Genomic DNA, 18,478 nt, shown 5'->3' on the forward strand with positions numbered 1-18,478 from the left:
TCTCAGTCGTACCAGACGTCGAGACCGTGCAGGGGGAAGATGGCCTCGCGGGCGGCCATGATCGCCCGGTCGACTCCGTGGTGGGGGTTGTACCCCATGGCCCACGGCTGCACCCAGATCGGCAGGTCCTTCTCGGCCAGGTCCCCCATCGTGGCCGGCCCCTGCTGCCCCGCCACGAGCTCGCAGTGGTCGCGCCACTCCTGCGGGATCTGCGTCGCCGGAGGCACGGGCCGGTGGGCAGCGATGGCGGTGAGGTGGGTCCAGGCCCGCGGGACGGCGTTGATGACGTCGTAGCCACCACCGCCCAGGGCCACCCACCGACCGTCGGCGACCTCGTGGGCGAGGCGGTGCAGGTTGACCGCGGCCTGGCGCTGCGCGTCGAGCGAGATCGACAGGTGCGCCAACGGGTCCTCACGGTAGGTGTCGCAGCCGTGCTGGGTCACCAGCACCCGGGGCTCGAAGGCACGTACCACGGGCATCGCGACCGAGGTGATGGCCCGCAGCCACGGGCCGTCGGCGACACCGGGAGGCAGAGCGACGTTGACCGCAGTGCCCTCCGCGCCGGAGCCTCCCGTGTCCCCGGGCCACCCGGTCCCGGGAAAGAGGGTGCGGCCGGACTCGTGCACCGAGACGGTGAGCACGCGCGGGTCGTCGTAGAACATCGCCTCGACGCCGTCGCCGTGGTGCACGTCGACGTCGACGTAGGCGACCCGCTCGGCACCGTTGTCCAGCAGCCACTGGATCGCGGCGCCGATGTCGTTGTAGACGCAGAAGCCGGCCGCCCGGTCCGGCATGGCGTGATGCATGCCGCCGGTGAAGTTCACCCCGTGCTCGACCTGACCGGTCCACACCCGTCGCGCCACCTCGACGGAGCCGGAGACGATCCGGGCACTGGCCTCGTGGACACCGGCGAAGGCGGGCACGTCGTCCGTCCCGATCCCCCACTGTCCGTCGGCGGTCGTCGGGTCGCCCGAGATCGCCCTGACGGCGTCGATGTAGTCGCAGTCGTGGACCGTGCCCAGGACGTCGTCACCGGCAACGCCGACGTCGATGACGTCGACATGGTCGAAGACCCCGAGGGCCCGACACAGTCGCGCGGTGAGGTCCAGACGGACCGGCGCCATCGGGTGTCCGACCCCGAAGTCGTACTTCGTGAAGTCCTCGCCCCAGATGGCGCACGCCTGTGTGCTCATGCGAGTGACCGTACCCCGGCTAGGGTCGTGTCCGACGGACCACCCGACGACCACCCGACGACCGAAGGAATGCTCGTGGCTCGAAACCGCCTGCACAACGAGGACGTGCTCGTGATCGGCCTGGGGCGCTTCGGCGGCGCCGTGGCGACCGAGCTGCACCGCCTCGGCAACCGCGTGACCGCACTGGAGCTCGATCCGATGCTCGCGGAGACCTACCTGGGACGGGTCGGCCGGATCGTCCAGGGCGACGCGACGTCGGTGACGATGATCGAGGAGCTGAAACCACACACCTTCTCGGCGAGCGTGCTCGGGGTCGGTTCGTCGATCGAGGCCTCGGTGCTCGCGGCCGTCAACCTCATCGACAACGAGTCACCCAAGGTGTGGGCCAAGGCCGTCTCGCCGGCCCATGCGCGCATCCTCAACCGGATCGGCGTGCACCACGTCCTCTCCCCCGAGATCGAGTCGGGCCAGCGACTCGCCCATCTCATCGGCAGCCGACTGATGGACTACATCGAGTTCGACGACGGCTTCGCCATCGTGAAGATGACCCCTCCCCAGGAGGCCGTCGGCTTCACCCTCCAGCAGACCCAGATCCGCCAGAAGTACGGCGTGACCGTCGTCGGTGTGAAATCACCCGGTCAGGACTTCACCTATGCCAAGCCGGAGACGAAGGTCCGCAGCGGCGACCTGATCATCGTCAGCGGACCGACCACGCTCATCGAGCGGATGGCCGCCCGGCCCTGACCGTCACGGCGATCGCCACCCCAGGACGCAGACATCGGGTCAGGGCGTAGGAATGACTGCGTCTCGACTCGATTTCTGCGTCACGGACCGGGGGGGTCGTGCGTCAGGAGGCCCGGTCCTCGCCGAGGGCGAGCACGAGCGCGATCTCCTCCTCCGGGCCGCTCTCGCCGACGACGCGCATCGGGCGACGCTGGTCGGTGGGGCGGAAGCCGAAGCTCGAGGCGAAGGCCACCGCGCGACCGTTGTCCGAGCCGACCCAGTAGAACAGGCGGGCGAAGCCCTGCTCCTCGGCGATCCTGGCGCCCTGGCTGACGAGGTTCGCCGCGACGCCGGCACCACGCCACGTCGGATTCACCCAGAGACCGAAGAGCTGACCACCGTCCTCCGACTCGCTCTCGGTCGCGTCACCGATGCTGGCAACGCCCACGTACTCCCCCTCGGCCTCGCCGACGAGCCGCACGCTACGGCGCATCCGCGCCCGCCAGAAGTCCTCCGTCTGGTCGGCCTCGTCGGCGTGATCGGCAACGAATGCCTCGGGAGATTCCTGCAACGCTTCCAGCCGAAGGGTGCGGTAGATCTCCCACTCGTCCTCGGTCAGCGCGCGCACAGTGATCTCACTCATGGCAGCACTCTCTCATCCCCGAGGGCCGAATGCGGGGCCGGTCCCCGGAATCGTGATGACAATTCACGGATTCTCCGCCCTCATCGTCGCGGAATCGGCGCTCGGGCGCCACTGCATGGATGCACACCCGTCGACCTCGGCTCCCTCGTCGAAGTCGAACCCCAGGCGGGTGTAGCAGGCGACCGCACGCGGGTTGTCGAGCATGACGTGCATCCGCACGCGATCGGCACCATCGGCGACGGCCCGCTCGCGACAGGCGTCGACGAGGGCGTCGGCGATGCCACCGCCGCGAGCGTGCCCGGCAACCCACATCGCGACGATCTCCGGATCGTCCTTCGGGTCGAGGCGCAGCAGCGTCGCCACCCCGAGGGGCAGGCCGTCCGCACGATCTGCGAGGAAGACCGGCTGCTCGGTGCGTTCCTGCCAGATCTCCTCGGTGAAGGCTGCCTCGCGGGCGTAGGAGCTGCCGTACGCTCCCGGCGCGTCCAGGAGCATCGCCAGGCGCACCGCCCGCAACACCGCCCAGTCCTCCCGGGTCAGGACCCGGACCGACCAGCCACTCACCGGCCGGCGGACCGGTCCGCGCAGGCCCGCACGGCGTCGGCCAGGGCATGCCGCATCCCGTGGGCCTCGAGCCGGGCGAGGGCGGCCGCCGTCGATCCCCCCGGGGAGGTGACGTGAGTGCGCAGCAGAGCCGGGTCCTCGCCGGTCTCGACGAGCATCTCGCCGGCTCCCCGCACGGCCTGGGCGGCCATGGCCAGGGCCTGCGCACGCGGCAGCCCCTGGGCGACCCCGGCATCGACGAGGCCTTCGACGAAGAGGTAGACGTAGGCGGGCGCGGACCCGGAGACCGCCGTGGCGGCGTCCTGCTGCCACTCCGGAAGCACGATCGTGCGACCGGTCGGGGCCAACAGCTCACGCACCCGGGTGACCTGCTCGTCGGAGACGTCGTCGGCAGGACTGAGGACCGTCATGCCCTGACCGACCGTGGCCGGGGTGTTGGGCATCGCCCGGATCGCCGCCGTCCCCGTGGGCAGGTGGCCGGCCAGGTCGGCGAGGGAGACGCCGAGGGCCATGGAGACGACGATCGCGTCGGGGCGAAGGGAGGGGGAGATCACCTCGAGCAGGTCCGCCACGCCGTACGGCTTGACGAGGACGAGGTGGACGTCGGCGCGGGCAGCCGCATCCGTCGGCTCGACGACCTCGACTCCCGGGTGGTCCGCGTACTGCTCGCGCAGCCGGTCGGCCTGCTCGGCCCGGCGCACCACCGCGAGAACCCGTCCACCACCACCTGCCACGAGCCCGTCGAGGACGGCTCCGCCCATCGAGCCGACTCCGTAGATCGCCGTCGTCATCGCGCGCTCCTCGTTCTGGGGGTGTGGGTGGTCCAGCGTAGTCAGCCGCGTCCGGCGAGCATCGTGACCAGCCGGCGCACGCCGGAGGGGCGACAGGCCAGGTCGTGCAGGTACTCGAGCCACTGCGGCCCGTACGGCACGAGGACGCGCACCCGGTTCCCCGCATCAGCCGTCCGCATCTGCAGGTCGGGCTGGGCCCCGAGGAAGAACTGGTACTCCAGACCCTCCGGACCACGACCGGACTGGTCGGCCAGACCGTCCGCGAGGTCGAGGAGCAGCGGCTCGTGCGTGGCCACGACGGTGTGCACACCCGAGCCCAGGAGGTCGGCGAGGCAGCGCACGAAGGCCAGGTCCGCCTCGTGGGAGTCCTGCCAGGCCTCGGCGGCAGGATCGCCCGCTCCGCCGCGCACCAGGCGGACGCGCGTGCCCGTGGCCGCCAGCCTCGCGACATCGCTCTCGCTGCGATGGCGCCGGGCGACGACCGAGGCGGTCAGGCGTGGGTAGCGCTCACGGGTGCACTCCACGAGGCCCAGGACGGCATCGGCCACCGATGTGGTCCCCGAGCGCAGCGTGATGTCGACGCGGTGCTCGTCGCCGGCGGCGCAGACCTCGGCGAGGGCTCGCGAGGCGCGGCCGGCATCGGCACCGATGCCGAGCTGCTCGGGTGCCAGGTAGACCTCGGGCCGGTAGTCGCCACCGGCGGCGACAGGTGCGAGGCGCTCGATGGCGGTGACCGCCTCGGTGATCGTCGCATCGACCCCGGCGGCGTCCTCAGCCGGTGGCAGGAGTGGGTGGAGGGCCGCCAGCCGGTTGGTCCGCCGCAGTCGTTGCGCCTGGGTGACGGCGTCGTCGGTCGCCTCACCGGCGACGAAGCGTGCACGCGCGGCCGTGACCACACGGGAGGTCGTGACGCGGTCACGGGCATCGGGGGCGAGCAGCGCGTCCAGCGTGCGCGCTCGGAGTCGGTCGGTTCTCATCGGGCTCATGGGACTCACGCGGTGGGTTCGGGAGAGTGCAGTCGGTAGGCGCCGGGGACGACGTGCCAGGTGCGCTCGCGTGCCGGCTCGAGCGCCTCACCGTCGGCGTTGGCCGCGAACTCGTGGTTCACGCCGGTGACGGTCACCGTCCGGGCCCGCAGGGAGATGACGTCGTCGAGACGCGTGTGGCGGCCCGTGTTGACCGTGGCGGCATAGAGCAGGCGGCGCCTCCAGGAGATCGCCCGGGAGACGACGACCTCCGCCTTGCCGTCACCGGGAAGCGCATCGGGGGCGATGGGGGTGCCGCCGCCGACGCTCTGACCGATGGTCACGGCGACCTGGAGGCTGCGGTGCGTGCCGTCGACGACGACTTCGCCGTCCGCGACGACCTTCAGGTGCCGACCGGACCGACCGAAGCCTGCGGCGAGACCGCCGATGACGTAGCCGACCGGACCCAGCCGCTCCTTCCACGGAGCCGCGATGCGACCGGCCTCCTCCCCGACGCCGATGTGGACGGCATTGGCGACGAGCCGGTCCTCGTCGTCGAGGAGCACGTCCACGGGTCGTGGCGGGCTGTCGATGACGACCCGGGCGGCCTCGGCCGGGTCGGTGGGCATCTCGAGGGTGCGGGCGAAGTCGTTGCCCGTCCCCATCGGCAGCAGCCCGACGGTGGGCGGTTCCTCTCCGAGACTGCCTGCACGGCACAGGGCGGTGACGAAGGCATTGAGCGATCCGTCGCCGCCGGCGACGATGATCTCGCGGCCGTCCCTCCCGGCGATCGCCTCGGTCAGCTCCTCGATGGTGCTCGTGGTCACGACGTCGACGTCGCCGTGCTCGCGCAGCACTGCCAGGGCCGCATCCGTGCGCTCCTGGGCGCTGGTGCCGGCCGAGGAGTTCGCGATGAAGAGGAACCGTCTCACGCCGTCAGCCTACGGCTGCGCTCACGGGGTGCGACGCCGGAGGGTCAGGCTTCCCAGGGCGAGCGCGACGGCGATCCAGATGGCGATGACCAGCAGCGGGAGACCGAGGTCCCCGGCCGGCTCGGCACTGGATGCGACGGCGTTCGCCGCATCCACGACATAGGACAGGGGCAGCACGTCGGACACGAGCTCGAGTGCCCGCGGAAGCTGGTCACGGGGCACGAGCAGACCGCACAGCAGGAACTGCGGCAGGACCGTCGCCGGCATCAGCTGCACGGCCTGGAACTCCGTGCTGGCGAAGGCCGAGGCGAAGAGCCCGAGCACCGTCCCGAGCACCCCGCTGGCCACGACGACGAGGACGAGCCAGGCCAGGGCACCGGCGATGTCGAGCCCGAAGAGCCACACCGTGATGGCGGTGACGATCGCGCCCTGGACGACGGCCAGGAGGCCGAAGGCCAGGGCGTAGCCCACGACGAGGTCACCCTTGCCCAGGGGCGTGGTGAGCAGGCGCTCGAGGGTGCCGCTCGTGCGCTCGCGAAGGGTGGCGACGCTCGTGACGACGAACATGATCACGAACGGAAAGATCGTCACCAGGACGGGACCGATGCGGTCGAAGAGCGGGCCGTCGACGTAGATCCACGCGAGCAGGCCCATGAGCACGATCGGCATGACGATCAGCAGCGCGAGGGTGCGGTGGTCCCGTCCCACCTGCCGCAGCACCCGAGCAGCGGTGGCGAGGGTCAGACGCGGGTTCATGACGCCACCTCGTCGACGAGCGCGAGGAAGGCGCCCTCCGCGTCGGCGGCCCCGGTGCGTTCGAGGAGCCGGGCCGGGGTGTCGTCGGCGAGCACCACCCCTTCGCGCAGCAGCAGCAGGCGGTCGCACCGGCCGGCCTCGTCCATGACGTGGCTGGAGACGAGCAGCGTGACCCCGTCGTCCGCGAGGCGACGGAAGAGGGCCCACAGGTCTCGCCGCAGCACCGGGTCGAGACCGACGGTCGGCTCGTCGAGGACGAGCAGCTCGGGGTCGCCGACGAGTGCGGCGGCCAGCGAGGCCCGACCGCGCTGTCCACCCGAGAGCGCGTCGGTGCGGTCGTCCGCGTGGTCGACCAGGTCGACACGGGCCACTGCGGTCTCGGCCGCAGCCCGCGGATCGGCCACCCCGAGCAGTCGGGCGAAGTGGGTGACGTTCTCCCGGACGGTCAGGTCGCCGTAGACGCTCGGCGCCTGGGTGACGTACCCGACCCGCCTGCGGAGTCGACGGTGGCCGGCCGGCAGGGCGAGGACCTGCACGTCACCGGAGTCGATCCGCTGTACGCCGACGATCGCGCGCATCACCGTCGACTTGCCGCCGCCGCTGGGTCCGAGCAGCCCGACCACCTGTCCGGCGGGCACCCGCAGGTCCAGGTCGGGGATGACGAGCCGGCCACCGCGGGTGACCGTCAGTCCGGTGATCTCGACCGCGCAATTCACCATGTGGTGAATTCTCCTCCTCCTCGCCTCCTGTTCGCAACCCCCCGGCCACCTCAGGGGGTGAGAAGCGCCTGGATGGGTGGGGCCAGGACGGCGACGATCTCCTCCGGCTCGGCCTGGGCCATCGGTGGCACCTCGACCACGTAGCGCAGCAGGCCCATCCCCACCAGCTGCGCGCCGACGGCCGCCACCGTCAACTCCGGGAGGACGTCGTCATCGCCGACGATGTGCCTCAGGCTCGTCAGGACGCTGCGGGAGACGAAGTCGCGCAGCAGGTGCGCCGCCTCCTCGTGGGAGGCGACGGCGCCGACCATCGCCTGGAACCGGGCGCGGCCCCCGGGGCTGTCCCAGACGCGCAGGAAGGTGCGCACGATCCGTTCTCCCGCGCCCTCGGGCGGACCGGCGACGGCCGCGGCGATCTGGCCCTCGATCCCGGCGGGCACGCCGAGGACCTCGGCGAAGAGACCGGACTTGCCGTCGAAGTAGTGGTGCACGAGGGCCGGGTCCACCCCGCTCTCCCGGGCGATACCACGGACCGAGGTGCCGTCGTACCCCTTCGCCGCGAACAGCCCGCGGGCCACGTCGATGATCTGCGCCCTGGTGTCGCCTCCCCCGGACCGGCGACCGCGGGGGCTCATGACGGGGCGACGTCGGAGGCAGGCACGACCTGACCGAGGTGCTCACGCGCGAAGTCGAGCGACTCACGCAGGTCGAGCTCGCGCTCCTTCGGTCGTCTGCGGGTCCCGACCTCCAGGACGACCGCCCCGGCGAACCCGCTGCCGGCGACGTGCTCGAGGACCTGCGCGCACGGCTGGGTTCCCCGCCCCGGGACGAGGTGGTCGTCCTTGAGCGTCGTCAGCATCCCGTCCGCCAGGTGGATGTGGGCCAGTCGGTCGCCGAGGTCCCGGACCATCTGCATCGCGTCGCTGCGCGCCGTCGCCGTGTGCGACAGATCGATGGTCACGTGGTCGTAGGGCTGCGGCACCGGGTCCCAGTGCGGCAGGTAGGCCTGCACCGACTGCCCACGGGCCGCCCACGGGAACATGTTCTCCACCGCGATGACGATGTCCGCGTCGTTCTCGCGCTCGGCGACACCGTCGGCGAAGGCACGGGCGTACTCCCGCTGCCAGCGGAACGGTGGGTGCAGCACGACCGTCGGCGCGCCCACCGCACGGGCCAGCTCGACCGAGCGGTCGACCTTGCCCCACGGGTCCGTCCCCATCACGCGCTGGGTCAGCAGCAGCGTCGGCGCGTGGATCGAGACGATGTCCAGGCCGTGGTGCTCGGCGAGCGCGTTGAGCGCCGGGGCGTTCTGCGAGATCGGGTCGTTCCAGACCATGACCTCGACACCGTCGTAGCCGAGGTCGGCCGCGTACTCGAAGGCCGCCGCCGTCCCCGCGGGGTACACGGATGCCGTGGACAGGGCCACCGGGATCGTGCGTGCGTCAGCCATACCTCGAGCCTAGACCCGCTCGCGAGTCCGAACACGGCAACCGGGCCCTCACGTCATCAGGTCGAGGTAGCGCAGCAGCACGCCCTCGCGCATGGCCCAGGGGCAGATGCTCAGCTCATCGACGCCGAGCAGGTCCATCGACGCCTCGGCGATGATCCCGCCGGCGAGGATCTGTCGGGCTCGGGCGGATGAGACCCCGGCCAGTGTGGAGCGCTCCGCTCCGGTCATCGGGGCGATCCGGGCGATCGTCGCGCGCACGTCGTCCACGTGCAGCGTGCGCAGTACGTAGGGCCCCTCACCGCTGGGTGCGGCACCGGCGATGCGCGCCAGCGAGCGCATCGTCTTGCTGGTGCCGACGACGCTGTCCGGGGATGCCGCCTTGGCATAGGGGCGGATCTCCCTGGCCAGGGCCGCACGGACCGTGCGGCGGGCGGCCCTGATGTCCTCGGCGCTCGGCGGGTCCCCCGGCAGGTGGTCCAGGGTCACCCGGCCCGCCCCGAGGAGGAGGGACTTGGCGACGTCCGGCTCCTCGTCATCGCCGAGTGTCAGCTCGAGGGAGCCGCCGCCGATGTCGATGACGAGCAACCTCCCGGCGGACCACCCGACCCAGCGACGCGCCGCCAGGAAGGTCAGCCGTGCCTCGTCGGTGCCCTCGAGGACCTGCAGGTCCACCCCCGTCTCGCGACGTACGCGCTCGAGGACGGCGTCACCGTTGGGCGCCTCGCGGATGGCGCTCGTGGCGAAGGCGAGGATCTCCTCCACACCCTGGTCCTCGGCGATCCCGAGGCACTCGTGGACGAAGCGAGCGAGGTCCGCCGCCCCGGGCTCGTCGATGGCGCCGTCGGCGTCGACGTGCTCGGCGAGCCGGAGCACCATCTTGTGCTTGGTCGCCGGGATCGGGGCGGCACCGTGGTGGGCATCCACGACGAGCAGGTGGACGGTGTTCGATCCGATGTCGATGACCCCAAGACGCACGGGGGCCACAGTAGACCCCGAAGGAGATCGAGCGGTCGGGCGGCTGCGTCCCCACTAGGGTGTTGCTCGTGGAGCAGGAGAGCGAGCAGCACCCCGGTGAGACCGACCTGGCAACGGCGCGGACGTGGGTCGAGTTCGAGGATCCGGCGCAGGAGGGGCAGCGCTTCCGTTGCGACCTGACGTGGCTGACCTCGTCGTGGACGTGCATCTTCGGCAACGGGTGCCACGGCATCGACTCCGACGAGCCGGACTTCGGCTGCTGCGTGCTCGGGGCGCACTTCACCGACAAGGACGACGTCACCCGGGTGAAGGCGATCGCCGACGAGCTCGGCGAGGACGAGTGGCAGCTGCACCCGGGGACGACCCGCCGCTCGGCGTGGACGGAGAAGGAGGACGGCGCGCTGAAGACGAAGGTCGTCGACGGCGCCTGCATCTTCTTCAACCGGCCCGGTTTCCCCGCGGGGGCGGGCTGCGCGCTGCACCAGCACGCGATCCTCACCGGGGTCGAGCCGCACACCACCAAGCCGGACGTGTGCTGGCAGCTGCCGATCCGACGCACCTACCGCGACGTCGAGCTGCCCGACGGGACCAGCTACCTCGAGGTCAGCATCGGCGAGTACGACCGACGCGGGTGGGGCGCCGGCGGGCACGAGCTCGACTGGTACTGCTCCGGCAGTCCCGACGCCCACAGCGCACCCGACCCGGTCTACGTCAGCGAGGGTCCCGGACTCATCGAGCTCATGGGTGAGCAGGGGTACGCACAGCTCGCCGAGCGCTGCGCGGCGCACCTGGCCCTCGTGGCCGCGGCGACCGGGGCGAAGGGGGCAGCGGGCCCCCCTTCGCCCGCCGGCCGGGACCTGCTCCCGCTGCTCGTGCATCCCGCGACCCTGGCCGCCCGGGAGCGGTGATGGACCCGGCCGCCCTGCTGGCCCTGGTGCGTGACGAGCTCGCCCCGGATCTGGGCGACGGGGTGGTCACCACCGACGCCGACGTGGTCGCCGCGCACTCGCGGGACGAGGCGCTGTTCTGCCCGGACGACGGCGCCGTGGCCCTGGTGCGGGCGCGGACGGTGGCGGACGTGCAGGCGACGATGCGCTTCGCCTCCCGGCACGCAGTCCCGGTCGTCCCCCAAGGAGCCCGCACCGGCCTGTCCGGCGGCGCCAACGCCGTGCCCGGCTGCCTGCTGCTGTCCGTCGCATCGATGACGCGGGTCCTCGACCTCGACCCGGGCGAGCGCACCATCACCGTCGAGCCGGGGGTCATCAACGCCGACCTCAAGGAGGCCGTCGCCGAGCACGGCCTGTCCTACCCACCCGACCCGGGCTCGGTTGCGATCTCCTCCATCGGCGGCAATGTCGCCACCAACGCCGGGGGCCTGTGCTGCGTGAAGTACGGCGTCACCCGCGACTACGTGCGGGCACTGCAGGTGGTGCTCGCCGACGGCACCCTGACGACGATCGGTGCGCGGACGGCGAAGGGCGTGGCCGGGCTCGACGTGCGCTCTCTCTTCGTCGGGTCGGAGGGAACCCTCGGCATCATCGTCTCGATCACCCTGCGGCTCGTGCCGCTCGTGCCGCAACCACTGACGGCGGTGGCGACCTTCGCCGACGAGCGGGCCGGCGCGACGACCGTGTCGGCCTTCATGGCTGCGGGAGCGCAACCGTCGATGCTCGAGTCGCTGGACCGCACCAGCCTGCAGATGCTCAACGCCTACGGCGACTTCGGGCTGGACGCGCACGCCGGCGCGATGCTGCTCATCCAGTCCGACGGCGCGGGAAGCCGGGAGGCCGCGCTGGCGGAGGTCGAGACCTTCACCCGGCACGCCGAGGCACAGGGCGCGCTCGAGGTCGCCTTCTCCGACGACGCCGCCGACAGCGAGGCCCTCGTAGCGGCCCGCCGCCTGGCGCAGACGGCCTACGAGCACTACGCCCGCTCCCACGGCGGCGGTCAGCTGCTCGACGACGTGTGCGTGCCGCGCGAGCAGCTGCCGATCTTCTACGAGCGCCTCGACCGCATCCGCACCGCGACCGGCCTGACGATCGCGGCCGTGGCCCACGCCGGGGACGGCAACCTGCACCCGTCGATCTTCTTCTCCACCACCGACCCGGACGAGGTCGCCCGGGCCCGTCGGGCCTTCGACGAGATCATGCAGGTCGGGCTGGAGCTCGGCGGCACGATCACCGGCGAGCACGGGGTCGGTCACCTCAAGCGCGGGTGGCTCGCCCGTGAGCTCGACGAGGGCAATCGCGGCATCCACCGGGCCGTCAAGGCAGCGCTCGACCCGCTCGGGATCCTCAACCCCGGCACGATGTTCGCCGACCTGTGAGGTCGCCCGGGGCTCGCGGTCGCTGCGCGACGTGCGCGGCCCGTGGAGCTCCTGGTTCCACCAGCGGAGATCGCTGTCACCGGTGGCGCGTAGGTTGCCCCCATGGCAAGCAGGAAGGCACCCGTCCACCGGTGCAGCGAGTGCGGGTGGACGAGCGTGAAGTGGGTCGGTCGGTGCGGCGAGTGCCAGGCGTGGGGCACCGTCGAGGAGGTCGGCGGTGCGACGACGCGGACGCTCGCAGCCGCTCGCGTGGAGCGCCCGGCCGTACCGATCCGTGAGGTCGACGGCAACCACGCCGCCCACCGCAGCTGCGGTGTCCCCGAGTTCGACCGTGTCCTCGGGGGTGGGCTCGTGCCGGGGTCGGTGGTCCTCGTGGCCGGTGAGCCGGGCATCGGCAAGTCGACCCTGCTGCTCGACGTGGCCGCCCGCGTCGGGGAGGGCCGTCGCGTGCTCTACATCAGCGGCGAGGAGTCAGCGGCGCAGGTGCGTGGTCGGGCCGAGCGCATCGGCGCGATCACCGACGGGCTCTACCTCGCCTCCGAGACCGACCTGGCGACGGTCCTCACCCAGATCGACCAGGTGAAGCCGGACCTCGTCGTCATCGACTCGGTGCAGACCGTCGCCTCGGGTGAGGTCGACGGCGCAGCCGGCAACGTCGGCCAGGTGCGCGAGGTCGCCGGCTCGCTCATCCAGGCGGCCAAGTCGGCCGGCTTCGCGATGCTTCTCGTCGGCCACGTGACCAAGGACGGGTCGATCGCCGGCCCGCGGGTGCTCGAGCACCTCGTCGACGTCGTCGTGCAGTTCGACGGCGACCGCCACTCCCGGCTGCGGCTGGTCCGCGCGGTGAAGAACCGCTACGGCCCCACCGACGAGGTCGGGTGCTTCGACCTGCACGACACCGGCATCGTCGGGCTGAGCGACCCGAGCGGCCTTTTCCTGTCCAGCCGGCACATCACCGTCCCGGGCACCTGCGCGACCGTCACCCTCGAAGGCCGTCGACCGCTCGTCGTCGAGATCCAGGCACTGGTCACCCCGTCGCAGATCCCCACACCGCGTCGGGCCAACGTCGGTCTGGACTCCGGTCGCGTGGCGATGATCATTGCGGTGCTCGACAAGCGCGCGGGAGCACCGATCGTCAATGCCGACACCTATGTCTCGACCGTCGGCGGGGTGAAGATCACCGAGCCGTCGAGCGACCTGGCCGTCGCCGTGGCCATCGCGAGCGCCGTCCTCGAGCAACCGGTCGCCCACGACCTCCTCGCGCTCGGCGAGGTGGGACTCAGCGGCGAGGTGCGTCCGGCCGTCGGGGTGGCCCGTCGCCTGACCGAGGCCGCCCGGCTCGGATTCCGCACCGCGATGGTGCCCAAGGGGGCGCTGGCCGACACGCCCGCGCCCCGCGGCATGGAGGTCGTCGAGGTCGTCGACGTGGCCTCGGCGATCGAGCAGGTGCGGGCCCGCCCGCCCTCCAGCGGCCTTCGGTCCGTCTGACGACCTAGACTCGCCCCGTGACCGAAGCCGACGAGGACCTCTTCCGGGCGACCCTTGCTGCGGTCGCGCCCGGTACGCCGCTGCGCGACGGGCTATCCCGGATCATGCGCGGCAACACGGGCGCCCTCATCGTCATGGGCTACGACACGAGGGTCGATGCCCTGTGCACCGGCGGCTTCGACGTCAACATCGAGTTCTCGGCGACGCGACTGCGCGAGCTGGCGAAGATGGACGGCGCGATCATCATCGACGCCAACGTCAGCCGGATCCACAAGGCTGCCGTGCAGCTCGTACCCGACCCGATGATCGAGACGACCGAGAGCGGCACCCGCCACCGCACCGCAGAGCGGGTCGCCCGGCAGACCGGCAACCCCGTGCTGTCGGTGAGCCAGTCGATGCACATCATCGCGCTCTACGTCGACGGGCGTCGGCACGTGCTGCGCACCGCGTCCGAGCTGCTCTCGCAGGCCAACCAGGCGATGCAGACCCTCGAGCGGTACACGACCCGGCTGACGGAGGTCACCGGGGCGCTGTCCGCCCTGGAGATCGAGGACCTGGTCACCGTCCGCGACGTCGCCATCGTGCTCCAGCGCCTCGAGATGGTCCGGCGCATCCACGCCGAGATCGCCGAGTACGTCCTCGAGCTCGGGGTCGACGGGCGGCTGCTGAGCCTGCAGCTCGAGGAGCTGACGGCCGGGCTCGACGACAGCATGCGCACGGTGATCCTCGACTACCTCGAGCCCGACGGGGCGGTCGAGACGTACACCGACGTCCTGGACAACCTCGCGCAGCTCGACGCCGCAGAGCTGCTCGACCTCGGCCACGTGGCCAAGTCGCTCGGCTTCCCCATCGTCGGCGAGTCCCTCGACGCGAGCGTCGGTCCTCGCGGGCTGCGCATCCTGAGCAAGGTCCCGCGCCTCCCGGGCGCGATCACCGAGCGGCTGGTCGAGCACTTCGGCTCGCTGCAGCCCCTCCTCGCAGCCGGTCTGGACGACCTCATGGCGGTCGAGGGTGTCGGGGAGCTGCGCGCCCGGATGGTCCGAGAGGGTCTCTCCCGCCTCGCCGAGTCGTCGATCCTCGAGCGCTACGTCTAGATGGGGCGGTTCCTCGCCTCCTACCTCGCCGGCATCATCGTGATCGTCGGCGGTTGGCTCGGGTGGACGAGTGCCGATCGCGTCGACGAAGCCGTCAGCGCCTCGGCCGACCTGGTCGTGCCGGGCCCGTCGGGTGACGCACGCGCGCAGGGCCGCGTGGCCCCGCGCGCGGACAGCGACTCCTCGCGTGCGCTCTCGATCGGGGGCACCGAGCCGAGCCCACCCTGCGGGATCCGGACACCGTCGAGCGCCTCCGGCATGAACCGGGTCATGGCGCGACTCGACGACCAGCCCATGCTGCGAGGCGGTGACCATGGCGGCAGCGTGCAGCTCGCCGACGGTCGTCGGATGTTCTTCTACGGCGACACCGTCCGGGACCCGACGACCGTCTCGCCCTTCATGGTCCGCAACTCCGCCCTGGTCCTCGACCGCGGTTGCCTCCGACCGATGGACGGCCAGGACGGGGATGCCGTCATCCCGGACGATTCGGACAACACCGGGTACTGGCCGATGTCGATGCGCGCCGTCGAGGTCCCCGGCGGTACCCGTGTCCGGGTGATCACCAACCGGGTGCAGGCCGTCGGTCCGCTCGAAGGCGACACCCTCCCCGACTCACCGGACGCCTTCCGGACACTGGGGTCCTCCATGGCCACCTTCGAGGTCCCGACCGACCGCACGCCCCGCTTCGTCGGTCAGACCCCGCTGACCCCCGACACGACCGACCCCCGGGTCCCCGCGTGGGGTGCCGCCATGTGGGAGCACGACGGCACGCTCTACGTCTTCGGTACCGCGAGCAACGAGACGAAGACGACCGCCGGGTGGTCCCTCCACGTCGCCCGCACGAGCCCCGACGAGCTGGCCGACCCGGACGCGTGGGAGTACTGGGACGGCAACCGTTGGATCCCCGACGCGGCAGGGGCCGCTCGGACGGACAGCTCGCCACTGATCCCCGCGGAGATGGGTGTCTCGCACGTGCTGTCGGTCTTCGAGCGTGCGGGCTCCTGGTACGCCGTGAGCAAGGAGGGTGACTTCCACGGCACCTCCTTGGCGGTGTGGAAGGCGCCCGAGGTCACCGGCCCCTGGACCAAGCACCTGGTCCGACCGCTGAAGAACTCTGCGGGACTCCGGCGGTACACGCCCCTGGCGCACCCGCACTTCACCCTCCCATCGGGCCGGCTGCTCATCTCGTGGAGCGAGGCGCCCACCGACGCCGGCCTGTACTACACCAACCCGGAGCTGTACCGCTCGATGTTCGACGAGATCAGGCTGCCGTGACGGACGCCGCGGGACCGCTCCTCCACCACGCCGTCGCGTCCTGGTACGCCGACCACGGTCGCGACCTGCCGTGGCGCGAGCCCGACTGCTCTGCGTGGGGCGTCTACCTGTCCGAGGTGATGTCCCAGCAGACCCCCATCGCGCGGGTCCTCCCAATCTGGGAGCGCTGGATGGAGCGCTGGCCGACCCCCTTCGACCTCGCGTCGGACGCGCCGGGTGAGGCGGTGCGCATGTGGGATCGCCTCGGCTACCCGCGCCGCGCGCTGCGCCTGTGGGAGTCGGCCACGGTGATGGTCGAGCAGCATGACGGGCAGGTCCCGCGCGAGCACGCGGACCTGCTCGCGCTGCCGGGCGTCGGCGCCTACACGGCCGCGGCGGTCGCCTCCTTCGCCTTCGGTGACCCGCGTACCGTCGTCGACACCAACGTCCGACGGGTCCTCGCCCGCACCGTCACGGGTCAGCAGCACGCCGCGGCGTCGCTCACGGTCGCCGAGACCCGGCTCGCGGAGCGCTCGATGCCACGCACAACGGACGAGGCCAACACGTGGAATGCCGCGGTCATGGAGCTGGGTGCGCTCGTGTGCACGGCCCGCTCCCCCGCGTGCGGGCAGTGCCCCGTCGCGTACCTGTGCGCCTGGCAGCTCGCCGGACGTCCCGAGCACGAGGGACCGCCGCGACGCGGCCAGGCGTGGCAGGGCACGGACCGGCAGGTGCGCGGGCGGATCGTGCAGCTGTTGCGGGAGAGCACGGACCCGGTGACGCGCACGGCGATGGCTGCCGTGTGGCCCGACGACGAGTCGAAGGTCGAGCGCTGCCTCGCCGGTCTGCTCGAGGACGGGTTGGCCGAGCAGGACGCGGACGGGCGCTACTCGCTGCCCTCCTGAGTGGGCAGCTGGCGCAGCATGCGGGAGTTGCCGAGGGTGTTGGGCTTGACCCGCTCGAGGTCGAGGAACTCCGCCACGCCCTCGTCGTAGGAGTGCAGGAGCTCGACGTAGACCTCGGGGTCGACGGCCTGGCCGTCGATCTCCTCGAAGCCGTGACGGGTGAAGAACTCGGTCTCGAAGGTCAGGCAGAACAGGCGCCGCACACCCAGCGCGACGGCGTCCTCGGTGAGTGCCTGCAGCAGCCGGCCCCCGACGCCGTGGCCGAGGTGGGCGTCCGCGACGGCGAGCGTGCGGATCTCGGCGAGGTCCTCCCACATCACGTGCAGGGCGCCGCACCCGACCACGACGCCGTCGACCTCCGCCACGTGGAACTCCTGCAGCCCCTCGAAGTAGGCGACGGTGTCCTTGCTCACGAGTACCCGGCGCTCGGCCAGCGGGGCGACGAGGTCGCGGATGGCCCAGACGTCGTTGGTGCGGGCTCGACGGATGGTGGCGCTCATCCGGCCAACCTACGCCTGCCAACCTCCCCGACGAACTGCTGCAGGCTCGAGTTCGTATTGCCTGCAGCACGACGAGGTGCTGCTGACTCAACGAAGTGCTGCCAGGTCGTGACGGCTGCGCCGACGATGAAGGGAATCAGGCGACGGCGACGCGCAGGGCGGCCTCGATGAGTCCACGGACGCGGCGCGGATGGCGCAGGTCTGACCACATCAACCGCACCACGACGTAACCGCGCCGGCGCAGATCGTCCTCGCGGCGCTTCTCGGCGACGAGGTCACCGCGGTCGTCGTACTTCGCGGCCCCATCGAATTCGAGGATCACCCGCGTGCCCGTGATGAGGAAGTCCACCCGCCACGGGCCGACCCACACCTGCGGCTCGAGCTCGTACCCGAGATCGGTGCAGACCTGCCGGGTCAGGGTCTCCCCCGGCGACTCGTGGCGCCCATCGACCGTGGAGAGAGCACGCCGTACCGCACCGATCCCCTTCACACCCCGGGAGACCTCTGCCGTGGCGACCGCGATCTCGGCCGGGGTGACGAGCTGGCGTGCCACGGCGGCGTCGGCGGCCACGAGGGCGGTGTTCGGCGTGCCCACGAGACCCGCGTGCACGAGCGAGACCGCCACCGGGGCGCAGGGTACCGGCACCTCGATGCGCGGTGGCTTCTCGACCGGGACGAGGTTGCCGACCGGGCTCCACACGGTGAAGTCGCTGCCGCGTCGGGTGGTTCGCACGTCCCCACGCACGAGGTGCACGCGGCTGAGGTCCGCGTCGACGAGCGGGAGGCCCCGCAGCAGGATGGCCGAGTGGGCGGTCGCCCCGGACCTGTGAGCATGTCTGCGCGTGATCGCGATCGTGCGCAGCAGGTGGCGCTCCACCGGGTCCTCTGGCGTCTCGGTCGACCACCCGCCGCGGGTGAGGTGGGTCAGCGCTCGCTCCCTGGCGAGCTCGACCAGACGCAGTCTGGGCACCCCGGCCTGCTCTGCATCCTTGGTCATGAAGACCCTGTTGACCGACAACTCCCGCAGGATCTCGACTTCGTCATCCATGGCAGCAGTCTGCTCAGGACGAAGGGGGTGCCCCTCGACTTTTCCACAGGCTCCGCCCGCGGCAGCCACGCACCTGACATCTGCGCCGCACGTCGTTGAGTCAGCAGTATCACGAGGTGGTGCTGGCTATACGAAGTGCTGCCTGCAGCAGT

Annotated in this window: 20 protein-coding genes; 7 read left to right on the plus strand and 13 right to left on the minus strand. The window is 71.6% G+C overall.

Going from position 1 to position 18,478, the window contains the following annotated elements; all coding sequences use genetic code 11:
- Positions 1–2: 2 nt before the first annotated feature.
- A complete protein-coding gene (locus V1351_RS12570) occupies positions 3–1,193 on the minus strand; it encodes an acetoin utilization protein AcuC (protein ID WP_338748547.1) in 1,191 nt (396 codons plus the stop codon).
- A 75-nt stretch (positions 1,194–1,268) separates the two neighbouring features.
- On the opposite strand from V1351_RS12570, the gene V1351_RS12575 reads away from it, so the two are divergent.
- Positions 1,269–1,937, plus strand: a complete 669-nt coding sequence (locus tag V1351_RS12575; protein WP_338752534.1) for a potassium channel family protein — start codon at positions 1,269–1,271, stop codon at positions 1,935–1,937.
- Between the two features lie 103 nt (positions 1,938–2,040).
- Here the strand turns inward: V1351_RS12575 and V1351_RS12580 are convergent, their stop codons facing one another.
- The 10 genes from V1351_RS12580 to V1351_RS12625 all read right to left on the minus strand — a co-directional run bounded on the left by V1351_RS12580 (position 2,041) and on the right by V1351_RS12625 (position 9,711).
- Positions 2,041–2,559, minus strand: coding sequence for a GNAT family N-acetyltransferase (locus V1351_RS12580; protein WP_338748548.1), 519 nt, complete (start codon positions 2,557–2,559; stop codon positions 2,041–2,043).
- A gap of 63 nt (positions 2,560–2,622) precedes the next feature.
- Positions 2,623–3,123, minus strand: a complete 501-nt coding sequence (locus V1351_RS12585) for a GNAT family N-acetyltransferase (RefSeq protein ID WP_338748550.1) — start codon at positions 3,121–3,123, stop codon at positions 2,623–2,625.
- Positions 3,120–3,914 carry a pyrroline-5-carboxylate reductase gene (proC, locus tag V1351_RS12590; protein WP_338748551.1) on the minus strand — a complete coding sequence of 265 codons (795 nt, stop codon included), beginning with the start codon at positions 3,912–3,914 and terminating at the stop codon, positions 3,120–3,122. Before proC ends, V1351_RS12585 begins: the two co-directional genes overlap by 4 nt.
- Before the next feature lie 41 nt (positions 3,915–3,955).
- Positions 3,956–4,900, minus strand: coding sequence for a hypothetical protein (locus tag V1351_RS12595; RefSeq protein WP_338748552.1), 945 nt, complete (start codon positions 4,898–4,900; stop codon positions 3,956–3,958).
- Between the two features lie 5 nt (positions 4,901–4,905).
- Entirely contained in the window at positions 4,906–5,811 is a 906-nt protein-coding gene (locus tag V1351_RS12600; RefSeq protein WP_338748553.1) for a diacylglycerol/lipid kinase family protein, read from the minus strand.
- A 21-nt stretch (positions 5,812–5,832) separates the two neighbouring features.
- Positions 5,833–6,567 carry an ABC transporter permease gene (locus tag V1351_RS12605; RefSeq protein WP_338748554.1) on the minus strand — a complete coding sequence of 245 codons (735 nt, stop codon included), beginning with the start codon at positions 6,565–6,567 and terminating at the stop codon, positions 5,833–5,835.
- The gene (locus V1351_RS12610; RefSeq protein ID WP_338748555.1) at positions 6,564–7,286 is read right to left on the minus strand and encodes an ABC transporter ATP-binding protein; all 723 of its coding nucleotides are present in this window, start codon (positions 7,284–7,286) and stop codon (positions 6,564–6,566) included. The genes V1351_RS12605 and V1351_RS12610 overlap by 4 nt, the downstream gene beginning before the upstream one ends.
- A gap of 50 nt (positions 7,287–7,336) precedes the next feature.
- Complete coding sequence (locus V1351_RS12615; RefSeq protein WP_338748556.1) at positions 7,337–7,921, minus strand: TetR family transcriptional regulator; 585 nt, start codon at positions 7,919–7,921, stop codon at positions 7,337–7,339.
- Entirely contained in the window at positions 7,918–8,736 is an 819-nt protein-coding gene (locus V1351_RS12620; RefSeq protein WP_338748557.1) for a sugar phosphate isomerase/epimerase family protein, read from the minus strand. The genes V1351_RS12615 and V1351_RS12620 overlap by 4 nt, the downstream gene beginning before the upstream one ends.
- Positions 8,737–8,784: 48 nt before the next feature.
- Positions 8,785–9,711 carry a Ppx/GppA phosphatase family protein gene (locus tag V1351_RS12625; protein ID WP_338748558.1) on the minus strand — a complete coding sequence of 309 codons (927 nt, stop codon included), beginning with the start codon at positions 9,709–9,711 and terminating at the stop codon, positions 8,785–8,787.
- 68 nt (positions 9,712–9,779) lie between these two features.
- Between V1351_RS12625 and V1351_RS12630 the strand changes: the two genes are divergently transcribed.
- From V1351_RS12630 to V1351_RS12655, 6 genes are all read left to right on the plus strand, one after another.
- A complete protein-coding gene (locus tag V1351_RS12630; RefSeq protein WP_338748559.1) occupies positions 9,780–10,619 on the plus strand; it encodes a hypothetical protein in 840 nt (279 codons plus the stop codon).
- Positions 10,619–12,037, plus strand: a complete 1,419-nt coding sequence (locus V1351_RS12635; RefSeq protein ID WP_338748560.1) for an FAD-binding oxidoreductase — start codon at positions 10,619–10,621, stop codon at positions 12,035–12,037. The genes V1351_RS12630 and V1351_RS12635 overlap by 1 nt, the downstream gene beginning before the upstream one ends.
- Positions 12,038–12,139: 102 nt before the next feature.
- The gene (radA, locus tag V1351_RS12640) at positions 12,140–13,525 is read left to right on the plus strand and encodes a DNA repair protein RadA (RefSeq protein WP_338748561.1); all 1,386 of its coding nucleotides are present in this window, start codon (positions 12,140–12,142) and stop codon (positions 13,523–13,525) included.
- A gap of 17 nt (positions 13,526–13,542) precedes the next feature.
- Positions 13,543–14,619, plus strand: coding sequence for a DNA integrity scanning diadenylate cyclase DisA (disA, locus tag V1351_RS12645; RefSeq protein WP_338748562.1), 1,077 nt, complete (start codon positions 13,543–13,545; stop codon positions 14,617–14,619).
- Complete coding sequence (locus V1351_RS12650; RefSeq protein ID WP_338748563.1) at positions 14,620–15,894, plus strand: DUF4185 domain-containing protein; 1,275 nt, start codon at positions 14,620–14,622, stop codon at positions 15,892–15,894.
- Positions 15,891–16,778 (plus strand): A/G-specific adenine glycosylase, encoded by an 888-nt coding sequence (locus tag V1351_RS12655; protein WP_338748564.1) that lies wholly within the window; start codon positions 15,891–15,893, stop codon positions 16,776–16,778. Before V1351_RS12650 ends, V1351_RS12655 begins: the two co-directional genes overlap by 4 nt.
- On the opposite strand, the gene V1351_RS12660 is transcribed toward V1351_RS12655, so the two are convergent.
- A complete protein-coding gene (locus V1351_RS12660) occupies positions 16,760–17,278 on the minus strand; it encodes an amino-acid N-acetyltransferase (protein WP_338748565.1) in 519 nt (172 codons plus the stop codon). The genes V1351_RS12655 and V1351_RS12660 overlap by 19 nt on opposite strands.
- A 136-nt stretch (positions 17,279–17,414) precedes the next feature.
- A complete protein-coding gene (locus V1351_RS12665; protein WP_338748566.1) occupies positions 17,415–18,326 on the minus strand; it encodes an endonuclease domain-containing protein in 912 nt (303 codons plus the stop codon).
- Positions 18,327–18,478: the final 152 nt, after the last annotated feature.

The sequence above is a fragment of the Janibacter sp. A1S7 genome (assembly GCF_037198315.1).
Lineage (GTDB): Bacteria > Actinomycetota > Actinomycetes > Actinomycetales > Dermatophilaceae > Janibacter > Janibacter alittae.